The sequence below is a fragment of the Hafnia psychrotolerans genome (assembly GCF_014639435.1).
Taxonomy (GTDB): domain Bacteria; phylum Pseudomonadota; class Gammaproteobacteria; order Enterobacterales; family Enterobacteriaceae; genus Ewingella; species Ewingella psychrotolerans.
Genome location: NZ_BMFZ01000003.1, coordinates 133,806 through 147,388, shown reverse-complemented (window position 1 = coordinate 147,388; position 13,583 = coordinate 133,806). Strand labels below are relative to the sequence as shown.

At 53.2% G+C, this 13,583-nt stretch carries 10 protein-coding genes and 1 pseudogene; 6 read left to right on the top strand and 5 right to left on the bottom strand.

What is annotated here, in order from left to right:
• Positions 1-26 precede the first annotated feature (26 nt).
• Positions 27-707: pseudogene (locus IEV89_RS06515) on the top strand (oligogalacturonate-specific porin KdgM family protein).
• A gap of 53 nt (positions 708-760) precedes the next feature.
• On the opposite strand, the gene IEV89_RS06510 reads toward IEV89_RS06515, so the two are convergent.
• On the bottom strand, positions 761-1,936 hold the full coding sequence (locus IEV89_RS06510) for an oligogalacturonate lyase family protein (RefSeq protein WP_188471675.1): 1,176 nt from the start codon (positions 1,934-1,936) through the stop codon (positions 761-763).
• A gap of 676 nt (positions 1,937-2,612) precedes the next feature.
• On the opposite strand from IEV89_RS06510, the gene IEV89_RS06505 reads away from it, so the two are divergent.
• The 5 genes from IEV89_RS06505 to astE are packed head-to-tail and all read left to right on the top strand — an operon-like array spanning position 2,613 to position 8,796.
• The gene (locus IEV89_RS06505) at positions 2,613-3,824 is read left to right on the top strand and encodes an aspartate aminotransferase family protein (RefSeq protein ID WP_188471673.1); all 1,212 of its coding nucleotides are present in this window, start codon (positions 2,613-2,615) and stop codon (positions 3,822-3,824) included.
• A 29-nt stretch (positions 3,825-3,853) separates the two neighbouring features.
• Positions 3,854-4,948, top strand: a complete 1,095-nt coding sequence (gene astA / locus IEV89_RS06500; protein WP_188471671.1) for an arginine N-succinyltransferase — start codon at positions 3,854-3,856, stop codon at positions 4,946-4,948.
• Complete coding sequence (gene astD / locus IEV89_RS06495; protein ID WP_188471669.1) at positions 4,945-6,423, top strand: succinylglutamate-semialdehyde dehydrogenase; 1,479 nt, start codon at positions 4,945-4,947, stop codon at positions 6,421-6,423. Before astA ends, astD begins: the two co-directional genes overlap by 4 nt.
• 31 nt (positions 6,424-6,454) lie before the next feature.
• Entirely contained in the window at positions 6,455-7,798 is a 1,344-nt protein-coding gene (gene astB / locus IEV89_RS06490) for an N-succinylarginine dihydrolase (RefSeq protein WP_188471667.1), read from the top strand.
• Between the two features lie 17 nt (positions 7,799-7,815).
• Positions 7,816-8,796 (top strand): succinylglutamate desuccinylase, encoded by a 981-nt coding sequence (gene astE / locus IEV89_RS06485; protein WP_188471666.1) that lies wholly within the window; start codon positions 7,816-7,818, stop codon positions 8,794-8,796.
• Positions 8,797-9,703: 907 nt separating this feature from the next.
• Here astE and IEV89_RS06480 read toward each other — a convergent pair.
• From IEV89_RS06480 to fhuF, 4 genes are all read right to left on the bottom strand, one after another.
• Complete coding sequence (locus IEV89_RS06480) at positions 9,704-10,576, bottom strand: MurR/RpiR family transcriptional regulator (protein WP_188471664.1); 873 nt, start codon at positions 10,574-10,576, stop codon at positions 9,704-9,706.
• A 1-nt stretch (position 10,577) separates the two neighbouring features.
• Positions 10,578-11,924 carry an MFS transporter gene (locus IEV89_RS06475; RefSeq protein WP_188471662.1) on the bottom strand — a complete coding sequence of 449 codons (1,347 nt, stop codon included), beginning with the start codon at positions 11,922-11,924 and terminating at the stop codon, positions 10,578-10,580.
• Between the two features lie 254 nt (positions 11,925-12,178).
• On the bottom strand, positions 12,179-12,487 hold the full coding sequence (locus IEV89_RS06470) for a hypothetical protein (protein ID WP_188471660.1): 309 nt from the start codon (positions 12,485-12,487) through the stop codon (positions 12,179-12,181).
• Between the two features lie 131 nt (positions 12,488-12,618).
• The gene (gene fhuF, locus IEV89_RS06465; RefSeq protein ID WP_188471658.1) at positions 12,619-13,380 is read right to left on the bottom strand and encodes a siderophore-iron reductase FhuF; all 762 of its coding nucleotides are present in this window, start codon (positions 13,378-13,380) and stop codon (positions 12,619-12,621) included.
• Positions 13,381-13,583: the final 203 nt, after the last annotated feature.

The window sequence follows — 13,583 nt, the reverse complement described above, 5'->3', positions numbered from 1 at the left end:
TCAATATCTCTGGGGTTAATAACAACATGAAAAATAACAGACTGCTGCTCTGCGGTCTGCTGCTGGCCAGTGCCAGCAGTCAGGCCGTGACGATCGATCTTCGCCATGAATGGCTCGATGACAGTAAGTAAAATAAAGACAGGGCGTTAATATCACACCGTTTCGATAACGGGTTTGGTTTCTCGCTGGAAGCCAAGTGGAAATCCGGCGGCGACAATGAAAATAAACCCTTTAATAATCTTGTGGATAATGGCACGGAAAGCACCATTAGCTATCAGTATAAAGTGACACCGGCGTTCTTCTTGCAGCCCGGTTTTACACTGGAATCCAGTTCGGATAGCAGTATCTATAAACCCTATTTAACCGCCGGATATACTTTCGACAGCGGCATTTATTTTAATGCTCGTTATCGTTACGAATACACTCGTTATACCAAAGAGAATACCGAGGACCGTAAAACCAACCGTGGCGAAATCTGGTTGGGCTATCGTCTTGCCGATTGGCGTTTCGAATATAACTATATATATAAACACAGCGACCAAGTGTTATACGACAATGACAAGTGGGATTACGAGCAGGATTTAAAAGTTGCTTATAATATTAATAAGCAATGGACACCCTATGTTGAGGTTGGCGATGTTTCGGTGCGTAAAACCACAGACGAACGCCAGACGCGGTTCCGTATAGGTGTGCAATACAATTTCTGATAAACACCTTGGTTAACCAACGCCGGTCTGTTCACGCAGACCGGCGTTCTGGTTTAGCGATTTAAGCTGAGCAGGGCATCAGGAATTTCAGCCAGATACAGCGCCGGCAATCCTTCATAATCGGTTGTGAACAGAACGTGACGATCGTCCGGCGAGAAAGAAGGGTGCGGATGCGTCACCTGACGGTCGCCATCGAGCACGCGCCATGAGCTGTTATGTGCCGCCAGCGGTGCATATTGGCGAGTTTTAGCGTCGAAAATATACAACCATGGATCGTTTTCAATGGTATGGCTGGCGGTATCTTTCACATCGACCGGCGTTCCCGAACCGTCACCCACCAGCAGCGAACCGTTTTCATTGCTCATGAGATGGGAGCAGGCAGGCATGGTCATCAGGCTGATATCTTCGCCGGTTTGCGGATCAAATCGCCGGATATGACGATCGTGTTGGCCTTTCAGGTACGATACATACATCAATGCGGAACCGTCTGGCACCCAGAACTCATGCGTGCAGCTTTCGCCGTGCGCATGTTCTTTCACCTTGCGCACATGAGTGCCGTCTTCATTAACCAGCCACATACGCGCATCGACCAGATCGTGCGGACCTTCGTGACAAAACGCGACGGTGCTGTCGTCGTACGGACGATAAATCGGATGGCCGAGCCATTCATTCTTCTCATGGATCACGGCGGATTTACCGCTCAGCAAATCTACGCGCAGCAAGCGACAGTGCGGATTGCTGTGGTAGAACTCCTGAAAAATTTTCCAGTCTGACAGCGGCGTCCAATCTTCACGGCTAATTTCGATCCCCACCAGACTGGTGCATTCGCTGTTTGCCACCCACGTCCCGTAGCCGACCCACTCTTCCGGCACCTGATATACGGTGCCTTCGCTGAAATCGGCCAGTTTTACCCTTTGCAGACGGCGTTCATTTTTGACGTAGTAAAGGTATTGATCGTCCGGGGAAAGGAATCCGCCAAAGGTGTTGTCTCCTTTACCTTCGGTAAGCTGCACTGCTTTCTGGGTGTTAAGATCCAGCAGGTAGTAGTTGCGATATCCGTCAAATTCGCCGGCAAACAACACCTTGCTGCCGTCGCGGGTAAAACATTTCTGATAGAAATAGTTACGGTGGCAGAGTACATCGGGAGGCGTCAGACGCGTGACGCGCGCACCGGTCTGGGGATCCTGAACGGTATGAAAACTGAATTGAATCTGAGAGCCTTTCGCCATGATTCACCTCATAAGTGGCAACAAAATTAGCCGTTAAAATGGCTTTACTTTATTAATTGAAATGTCATTTCATTAAATTAAAAACACATTACCACTTGATGTGAAAAATTGACGGCAGACGCTAGCAAAAATGTAAGGTTGATCACATTCTATCCTTCCGCAAAAAACATTGTATCAATGGCATTACGGGGTGCAAGGCACGCTGGTAATGGAACATGTCCTATAACCGACGTCGGTGGTTGACACCGCGATGTAACCTGTAAAAGACCCATTAGGTCGTCATGCCGAGTCCTTACACGACTCATCCTTTGTGCTATATCACCAATAAAGTGCATCTGCCGCCCTAAAACGGGGCATCACATTGCGTAGCACGTTATCTCCGGATGCTGACGATCACAATTCTGAGCGAAAGATTAGAAAATTCACGCCTGCATATTCAGTCGAATGACGTTCATGCTGCAAAAGGGAATTATTTCTATTATTCATTTTTTATGCACTTTAAGTGAATATCGTTCGTTTTTAAGTGATTGTTTTTTCATGACCTGGTGGATTTTATGCATTTTTTCTCTTTGCTGGCACGAACGGTGCAATCTATTATCAAGCCAAGAGAGTTGATTTTTTAACTTTAAAATAACAATTTTGCAGCAGTCCGACCCCCTTTGACTCTGAGGTAGATATGCAACAACAACAAAACGTCAGCCGCCAAAACTTTGATGATTGGATGGTGCCGGTGTATGCACCCGCCACCTTTATTCCGGTTCGTGGTGACGGCTCCTGGTTATGGGACCAGGAGGGCAAAGACTATGTCGATTTCGCTGGCGGCATTGCGGTGAATGCGTTAGGCCACGCGCACCCGGAAATCAAAAAAACGCTGATGGAGCAGGCGGATAAAGTCTGGCACTTAGGCAACGGTTACACCAACGAACCCGTGTTGCGTCTGGCGAAGCAACTGATTGAGGCCACCTTTGCTGACAAAGTGTTCTTCTGTAACTCAGGTGCAGAGGCCAACGAAGCTGCTCTGAAACTGGCGCGTCTCTACGGGCGTAAACAAGGTGGCAACAAGAGCGAGATCATTGCTTTCAACAACGCTTTCCACGGACGCACACTGTTTACCGTTACGGCGGGCGGGCAACCCAAATACTCCGAAGATTTTGCGCCATTGCCGCAGGACATCACCCATCTGCCATTTAACGATCTGGCTGCCGTTGCCAGTCAGATGTCTGACCGCACTTGTGCTGTGATCGTCGAGCCGATTCAGGGCGAAGGTGGCGTACTGCCTGCCGATGCCCACTTCCTGCAAGGCTTGCGTGAATTGTGCGACAAACATCATGCGCTGCTGATTTTCGATGAAGTTCAGACCGGTGTCGGTCGTACCGGCGAGCTTTATGCTTATCAGTGCTACGGCGTGGTGCCGGATATTCTGACCAGTGCCAAGGCGCTGGGTGGTGGTTTCCCGATTGGCGCCATGTTGACACTGGACCGCTACGCTGTGCTGTTCCAGCCCGGCACTCATGGTACGACATACGGCGGTAACCCACTGGCGACGGCGGTTGCAGGCAAAGTATTGGCGCTGATTAATACGCCGGAAGTGCTGAGCGGGGTGCAGAAGCGTCATCAGTGGTTTATCGATGGTCTGAAACGCATTAACGATCAGTTTCACGTATTCCGCGAAGTGCGTGGCGCCGGGCTGCTACTGGGTGCCGTAATGAGCGAACGCTATGCCGGCCAGGCTAAACAGCTTAATACTCTGGCAGCCGAAGAGGGACTCATTGCGTTGATCGCGGGTCCCGATGTACTGCGATTTGCTCCGTCACTGATCATTCCGGGCGCTGACATTGAAGAAGGCCTGAACCGACTCGAACGCGCGGTAAAACGACTCTGTGCGTAAGATCCCACTCAGTTAACGAGGTAAGCACCATGATGTTGATACGCCCTGTGCGGCCCGGCGATCTCGCCGATATCCTGCAGTTGTCAGGCAAAACCGGCATCGGTTTAACCTCTTTGCCAAAAGATGCGTCGCATCTGCGTACGCGCATTGAGCGCTCAGTGGCGACCTGGGAAGGGCGGCTGGACAAAGCTGAACAAGGCTATCTGTTTGTGCTGGAAGATACCGAGTTGAAACGCGTGGTGGGTGTGAGCGCCATTGAGGTGGCGGTGGGACTGAGCGAACCCTGGTACAACTTTCGCCTTGGCACGCTGGTGCACGCTTCAAAAAGTTTGAATATTTATAAGCCAGTACCGACACTATTTCTCAGCAACGATCACACGGGTTACACCGAACTCTGTACGTTGTTTCTCGATCCCGAACAACGCCATGGCAAGAACGGCCAGTTGTTGTCAAAAGTCCGCTTCCTCTTTATGGCGGCGTTCCGAGAGCATTTCTCACGCAAAGTGATTGCAGAAATGCGCGGGATTTCAGATGACAGCGGCCATTCCCCATTCTGGGACAGTGTAGGACGGCACTTTTTTGGTATGGAATTCTCCGAAGCTGACCGCCTGACGGGCATGGGGCAAAAATCATTTATCGCGGAGCTGATGCCGAAACACCCTCTTTATACCGATTTGCTCAGCCCCGAAGCGCGCGAAGTGATTGGACAGGTGCATCCACAAACGGTGCCAGCTCGCGCTGTGCTGGAAGGTGAAGGGCTGCGCTATGCCGGTTACGTGGATATTTTCGACGGCGGCCCAACACTCGAAGGTGAAATTGATGACTTGCGGGCGGTGAAATGCAGCCGTCTGCTGACGGCGAAAATCAGTGAGCAAAGCTTTGACGAAAAGGCGCCGCTCTACCTGGTCGCTAATGAAAATTATCAAGATTTCCGGGCTGTGCTGGTGCCCGGTGGACCGTCACTGAATGAATTGACGATTAACGCTGCAACTGCGCTGGAATTGGGCGTCATGGCCGGGGACAAACTCCGTGCCGTGGCGTTGTTTCCCTTTCAAGCTGGCGGAGGCAACTCCCCCTTAACAGACCAGCACACTGATTCAAGTACAGAGGAAAGTCTCGCATGATGCATCCTGCAATGTTTATAGAAGGCCAGTGGCGTAGCGGACAAGGCACGTTGCTGGAGAAAACCAATCCGGTCGATAACACCGCGCTGTGGTCAGCACTGAGTGCCAGCCCTGAAGATGTGGCGTCGGCCTGTGCCGCCGCCCGTAACGCTTTCCCCGCCTGGGCGCGTAAAACGGTGGCCGAGCGCGCCGTGGTGATCGGCCGTTTTTCCGCGTTACTCACCGAACATAAAAGCCGTTTAGCGGAAGTGATCAGCCTCGAAACCAGCAAACCCTACTGGGAAACGCTGACCGAAATTCAGGCGATGATCGGCAAAGTGGCGATCTCGCTGGAAGCCAATCAGGCGAGAACTGGCGAAAAACACACACCGATGCCCGACGGTGAAGCGGTGCTGCGCCATCGTCCGCACGGTGTGCTGGCTGTGTTTGGCCCGTATAATTTCCCCGGGCATCTGCCCAACGGCCACATTGTTCCGGCGCTGTTGGCAGGTAACACTCTGGTGTTTAAACCCAGTGAACTGACGCCGAAAACGGCGGAAGAGACGGTAAAATTATGGCAACAGGCCGGGCTACCTGACGGCGTGCTCAACCTGGTACAGGGCGGGCGCTCCACCGGTGAAGCGTTGGCGGCGTCTTCGCAGATCGACGGGTTGTTGTTTACCGGCAGCGCAGGAACTGGTTATCAATTACACCGGCAGTTGGCCGGGCAGCCGGAGAAAATTCTGGCACTGGAAATGGGCGGCAATAATGCGCTGATCGTTGAACCGGTGGCGGATATCGATGCGGCAGTCAACCTGACGATTCAGTCGGCTTTCATTTCTGCCGGACAGCGCTGTACCTGTGCAAGACGTCTGCTGGTGAAGCAGGGCGCAGCGGGGGATGCGTTTATCCAACGATTGGTGGATGTGACATTGTCACTTGTTGTTGGCCACTGGAACGATCAGCCTCAGCCGTTTATGGGTGGGGTGATTTCCGATGATGCCGCTCGCGGTATGCTCAAGGCACAGGACGATTTAATGGCGCTTGGCGGCAAACAATTACTGGCGCTGACCCGCCTGGAACCGCACAGCACCTTGCTTAAACCGGGGATTATCGATCTGACCGGTGTGTCCGGCGTGCCGGACGAAGAGTACTTCGGACCGCTGCTCAGTGTTATCCGCTACACCGACTTTGACCAGGCCATTGAACTGGCTAACCAGACCCGGTTCGGTCTGGCTATCGGGCTGATTTCCCATGAGCGTCGGCAGTTTGAACAGTTGCTGATCGAAGCCCGCGCCGGGATCGTCAATTGGAATAAACCCCTGACGGGTGCTTCAAGTAATGCGCCATTTGGTGGTGTTGGGGCATCTGGCAATCACCGTCCGAGCGCCTATTATGCCGCAGATTACTGTGCCTGGCCGATGGCATCTTTGGAAAGTGACAAGGTGGAACTCCCCGTGACGTTGTCACCTGGAATTGATTTCAGCAACGTCTGAATGCCATGACGCAATGCAAAAGGAGAGACGCATGTCAGGATGTGAAGCGAATTTTGACGGGCTAGTGGGGCCGACGCACCACTACGCCGGTTTATCGTTCGGCAACGAAGCCTCAACACGTAATCAACACGCGGTAGCCAACCCCAAATTAGCGGCTAAACAGGGTTTGCAGAAAATGAAATCCCTGGCCGATCTCGGTTTTGCTCAAGGTGTTCTGCCACCGCATGAGCGGCCGCATTTAGCCACGCTACGTCAGATGGGGTTTGGCGGCAGCGATCGCGAGGTATTGGCGCAGGCGCAGGCTTACTCGCCGCGCCTACTGTCATCACTCAGTTCTGCGTCATCGATGTGGGTGGCGAACGCTGCGACGGTTTCCCCTTCAGCGGACAGCGCCGACGGCCGCACGCATTTCACCGTGGCGAATCTTAATAACAAGCTTCACCGTGCCATTGAAGCTGATACAACCTCGGCGATTTTGCGTGCCACCTTTAAGCACGACAGCCATTTTTGCCATCATGATGCTTTGCCGCAGGTGGCAGCGTTGGGCGACGAGGGCGCGGCCAACCATAACCGGCTGTGTGGGGATCACGACCAGCCTGGTGTTCAGGTGTTTGTGTATGGCCGCCATGGATTGTTGGCCGGCGAACATGAACCGGTGCGTTATCCGGCGCGCCAGACCCGCTTAGCCAGCGATGCGGTAGCGAGGTTGCATCAGCTCAGCCCGGCACGCACGGTGTTCGTGCAGCAAAACCCTGAAGCGATTGATCGCGGCGTGTTTCATAACGACGTGATTTGCGTCAGCAATCGGCAGGTGCTCTTTCACCATCAGCAGGCGTTCCTCAATGCTGACTTGGCGCTGGGTGAGATCCGCGACAAAATGGCGGCACTGGCGCTGGATTTTCAGCCCATTGTGGTGCCGCAAAGCAAGGTGTCAATTGACGACGCGGTGGCGACCTACCTATTTAACAGCCAGTTACTGAGCAAAAACGACGGCAAGATGATGATGGTGGTGCCGGAAGAGTCCCGTCAGCATATCGGTGTATGGGATTATCTGTGCGAATTGCAGGAAAGCGGCGGGCCAATCGATCAGATAGAAGTGTTCGACCTGCGCGAAAGTATGCGTAACGGCGGCGGGCCAGCCTGTTTGCGTTTGCGGGTGGCACTGAACCGCGCTGAACTCTCGGCAGTGAATGACGGTTCGTTGATGAATGACGTACTGTTTACGCGTCTCAATCAATGGGTAGACAGGCATTACCGTGACCGAATGCAGGCCGAAGATTTGGCCGATCCGCAACTTCTGACCGAAGTGCGCTACGCACTGGATGAATTGACACAGATCTTGGGGCTTGGTGCCATTTACCCGTTCCAGCGCTGAATGATCATGGAGTATCTATGTTTGATTTTTTAAGCCAGACACTGAGTGGTGAACCCCCTACGGCCACAACGGGTCAGACGGCACAACTTGACTGGATATGGCGGGCTCAGGGGATTCTCGAGCTTTCACCGCACCACGCCTGTGACCGTGCAGTAGTGGTTTCCGCCGGTATCCATGGTAATGAAACTGCACCCATCGAACTGCTTAATCAGCTGGTGTCTGAACTCCTGAGCGGCTTGCTGCCGCTGAAAGTACGGTTACTGGTGTTGCTGGGCAATCCGCCGTCAATGCGGGTGAATAAACGTTTTGTGGATGCCGACATGAACCGCATGTTCGGTGGCCGTCATGCACGCTTTTGTCCGAACGGTGAAACCGGCCGCGCATGCGAACTCGAGCAGGCGATGGCGCTGTTTTACCACACGTCATCCGCTGCCGGTGCCATCCGGCGCTTTCATTATGATCTGCACACCGCGATCCGCGGTTCGCTGCATGTGCGTTTCGGGTTACTGCCGTTGCAGGGCCGCCCACATGGCGCAGAGATGCTCAGTTGGCTGGATGCCGCTGGGCTGGATGCGCTGGTTTTTCACCGTTCTCCCGGCGGCACTTTTACACATTTCAGCAGCGAAGTGTTCCAGGCAGACAGTTGCACGCTTGAACTGGGCAAAGCCTTGCCGTTTGGTAGCAATGACCACCAGCAGTTCGTGGGTATCCGCCATGCGCTGGAAGCATGGGTCAGTGAGGCGCCTTTGTTAGAAAGGCAGGCCAATACTCCCTTGAAACGTTACCGTGTCACGCAGGATATCATCCGCTCACAGGAAGCATTCCAGTTGCATATTCCCGCTGATGCACTCAACTTTACCCCATACCCTAAGGGTTTTGTGATCGCCGAAGAAGCCGGTAAGACTTATCGGGTTGAAGCGGCAGAGGAGTATGTCCTTTTCCCGAATGCGTCAGTCGCGGTGGGGTTAAGAGCGGGGCTGATGTTGGAGCGCTTTTGAAAGCGCTGGAAATGTTTGAATTAAGCTTTTCAACTTTCAACTTTCAACTTTCAACTTTCAACGTCAAGGTCGTGGGCGTCGGCCCACACCGACCAAAGGGTCGCAGTCGCTCGACCCTTTGGAATCCCCGCTTTTTGAGAACAGCAGCTGCGCAAGTTGGGGTGGCCGTGTTTCAGGATCCTGAGTGATAGCCGCAAACTCCGCCGCTGCGCGGTACTCTCTGTTCGGGCTTCAACCCGCGTAAAAACCCACGCGGTTTTACGCCTCTCCCTCGACGTCGTTTTGAACGCGGCCTGGGCTTCTTTAAATTCAAATTCAAAACCTGGTCTGCATTTATCTTTTAAAGAAGTTTTGTCTTTTAAAAAGTGTGGGCCGCATTCAAAAATGACGCTGAACGAGAGGTGGAAAACCGCGGGTCTTTTTACGCGGTTGTAACCCGAAGTGAAGGGACCGCCTAAGCGGCGACATTTTGCGGCTATAACCGCGGTAGCTGAAACACGGCCATTTTGACCCGCGAAGCTGCTGTTTTAAAAAGCTCGGATTCCAAAGGCCCGAGCGACTGCGGGCCTTTGGTCGGTGTGGGCCGACGCCCACGACCTTGATGTTGACGTTGAAAAGCGGAATCGAAACGCAACCTGATACTGTACGGTGCGGGCCGACGCCCACGACCTTGAAGTTGAAAAGCGGAATCGAAACGCAACCCGATACTGTACGGTGTGGGCCGACGCCCACGACCTTGAAGTTGAAAAGCGGAATCGAAACGCAACCCGATACTGTACGGTGTGGGCCGATGCCCACGACCTTGAAGTTGAAAAGCGGAATCGAAACGCAACCTGATACTGTACGGTGCGGGCCGACGCCCACGACCTTGACGTTGACGTTGAAGAGCTAATCGCCCCGCCAGCGACTATCTGCGTCGCTTTGCTGCCACCACATCATGGGTACGTTTCAGTGCATCGCGCGCGGCGGGCAGTCGCTGGGTCACACCAATAAACAGACAGTCAATGATCAACAGCTGACTTGTCCGGCTGGCCATGGCGGCGGCTCGAAAACCCAGCTCGCGGCCGCTGGTCAGTAAGATACAGTCGGCTTTGCGGGCAAGCGGAGAACGGGCATTTGCTGTGATCGCCAGGGTAAAAGCGCCCGCGTTTCTGGCCTGTTGTAGAGCATCTACGGCTTCGCTGGTTTCGCCTGAATGGGAGATAGCCAGCGCAACATCCATGGAGGTCAGCAGACAGGCACTCACCAGACTTTCATCGCCACTGCCATAGGTCTGGCAGGCAATACCGATCCGTCGCAATTTTTGGCAGAAATCCTGTGCGACCAGCCCCGAGGCACCGACGCCATAGACATCAATCCGGCGGGCCTGGCTAAGGGCGTTTATCGCCTGATCTAACCCGTCGCTGGCAATTAACTCTGCCGTGGCTGTAGCGCCTTCCACTTCAAATGCCAGCAGCTTTTGTAAGATCTGCTGCGGACTGTCCTGCTCGGTAATATCGGCCACCAGTGGCGAGGACGAGGTTGTCTGGTCGCGGGAGAGTTCTGCGGCCAGTGCCAGGCGTAATGCGGGATAGCCGTCAAACCCGAGCCGACGGCTGGCACGCACGACAGTAGCCGTGCTGGTCGCCGCCTGTTTCGCCAGCTCAGTAACGCTGATATGGGCGATGCGCCTTGGATCGGCAGCAATCAGGCTGATCACCCGCTGTTCTGCCTGCGAAAAGCTGCCCTGTAGCGCCCGCAGACGAGCTTCGAGCCCCAGGCTGCATGAAAAAGTATTCATATTATTTTTCCAGGTCGCGCAGGTGGTCATCTTTGCGCAGCGTCATCAGCGCTAGCAGGCTGACAATGCAGGTTGCTACCACGTAATAGGCCGGAATATCCAGATTGCCGGTCTCTTTGATCAACCCCGTAATGATGAGCCCCGCACAGCCGGAAAAAACCGCATTGGAGAGCGAATAGGATAAGCCAAGACCGGTATAGCGTACGCGCGTCGGGAACATCTCTGCCAGCATCGCCGGACCGGGACCGGCAATCATGCCGATGGCCGCACCAGCGATCAGTACCGCGATGCCTTTCGCCATCAGGCTGCTTTCGGGGTCCTGCAACAGATGCAGCAGCGGGAAGCTGAGAATAATCACTGCCAGCACCGCGATGATCATGACTTTCTTACGACCTATTTTATCACTGAGGATACCGGCGGGAAGGATAGCCAGCGCAAAGCCAACATTTGCCAGCACCGTGGCGACCAGTGCTTGTAGAAAGGTGGCGTGCAGCGAGGTTTGCAAATAAGACGGCATGACGACCAGGAAGGTGTAACCGCCCGCTGACCAACCCATCATGCGACCGATGCCCAATGCGATGGCTTTGACTGTGGCAATGGCCGAGGCTTTCTCCGCCGCGGTTTTTTTGCCTTTGACCGGCGCTTGCTGGCTGGCCTGAAAACTCGGTGTTTCATCGAGTTTTAGTCGCAACCAGAGGGCTACAAAGCCCATCGGCAGTGCCAGCAGAAAAGGAATACGCCAACCCCACTCTTTCATTTGTTCTGTGGGCAGGGTTTGTACCAACAGCGCCACCAGAGCAACCCCGGTCAGCAGACCCAGTGCGACGGTGAATGACTGCCATGCACCGTACAGGCCACGTTTCCCCTTCGGCGCAAATTCGGTCATGAGCGACACCGCACCGCCGAATTCACCGCCGGCAAATAGCCCCTGAAACATCCGCAGCAGTGTCAGTAACAACGGTGCAGCCACGCCAATTTGTGCGTAGGTGGGTAACAGACCGATCAGCGCAGTGGCGAGGGTCATCAGTAAAACCACGGCAATTAGCGTCGGTTTACGGCCAATACGATCGCCGATGCGACCAAAGATAATCGCGCCAATTGGGCGGCAGAAGAAAGCCAGTGCAAATGAGGCGTAGGTGAGAAGCAGGCCCGTCATGCCACTCTGGCCTTCGAGAGTGAAAAAGTTACCGGCTATCAGCGTCGCCAGGTAGCCGTAGACGCCGAATTCGTACCATTCAATAAAGTTACCGACTGAACCGGCGAGCAGCGCACGGCGTGACTGCCCAGCGCTGATCACGGGTGACAGGCTGTTTTGGTTGAGTGTTGTCGTATTCCCAGGACTGGTCATTAGCTACCTCAAAAGTGGTGAAGGTCGTTTTTTATAGATATAGGTCGGTGATGAAAAAATCTTGTAAACAATTTTCTAAATTTATGTGGATTTAATGTCAATTATTTTCATATTTTGAACAAAATAAAAGCGAAAGATGTGGGGCAGGCAACGTTTTACAGTGGATAGGGCGGGGGAAAGCAAAAAAAACAGGCCGCTCTTTTTAGAAAGCGGCCTGTTTTTAGAAAGGGCTGGATATCTCTTTTAATCGGTGTTCAGAGGGTATGAATATCGATACCGTCACCAATATTGCTGTTTTGATAATAGTTACGCGGGACTTCAACCTGATACTTCAGGTCATCGCAGGCAACTTCCAGAATGTAGCGTTCATTTTCGTAAGCGTCGATCGGGATAAAACCGAAGAAGCCTTCCGCCACGCTGAAAGTGCGCGATGAGGGAATAGCATAACGGTGAACAATCTTTGCTCTGAGCGGCGGCTGCTGGCCGGTTAACATGTTCCATACCCCTTTAACGGGTTGAGACAATGTATTGAGCACAGCTGAGGCCAGCGATTTGATAGTCATAGGGTATGCCTCGTTGGTCTATATAACCTAATAGATATAATTTCCTTCGATTAATATCCAATGTTTTTTTCGCCTAAGCTAATGTGTTATTCATTTATGCGGGTTAAGTCCCCGAGATCACAACGCTTATTTCAGGCTGGGCTTTTTCTTTTTTTTCCGGATTTGCGTTCTGCCAGCAATAACGGGCAGGAAGAGCACATCACGTGATCTGCCAGTTCATAGCGTAAGCAGCACTGTCGGCGGAATTGCGGGCTGTTGTCATCTTGTGGATCTTCCGGGCGCATAGGCTGATACAGGGGATTCTTGCCACCGTAATGCAGTTCACGGGCATCAAGCAGCGCCATGCCGTCGGAAATATCGGCGTTAACCCGTTCAGCCTGTTTAATACCCCAACTGACGCGGACCCCTGCGTTGCTCCAGTAAATCCCCGGTTTCAGGCCAGAGATATCCGCCAGTGCCTGACATACCGGGCGCAAATGCTGTTCGATCATCTGATCAAAGCGCGCCATCGGCTGCGTAGACAGCAATGCTTCGCCGGGACCGTCCAGATATATCTGGTTCGGCAACCCCTCATCCTGTAAGGAGAGATAAACGTTCTCTGTACTGATGGGCAGTTGCCAGCCGTGGCTGAGAGAGACGATCACCCAGCCTGGCAGCAGGTTAGCGAAATACCATTGAGACCACATCGAAATGCGCGCACGGCGCTTTTCTGTCTGGGTAGCGTCATCCGCGTGCAAAGAGAGGTAATGCTCAAGCACACGGCTGCAACCCTTGGCGGTGGTCAGCAAGGACATTGGCAGAGCATTTGTCACCAAGGGCGTCATCGGTTTGAAACTGTCGGCAACCCAGCTTATTGGGGTGTCGCGGAAACGGTTCAGGATTGTCTGCATCATCGCTTTATGAAAAGATTCTATCAATCACGCTAATGAAAACAGGGTAACTAAAAACAACGTGAAATAGTAATGATTTCTATTTGCATTGGCAGTGCTATTTATCCTGTGCGTTGTCAGGGCGCGGTAAGTCACGCCCTGAGTACCCAGACTGAGCGACCAATTAGCCGATAAACGCACATAATTATGCGCTTATTCGGCCATTA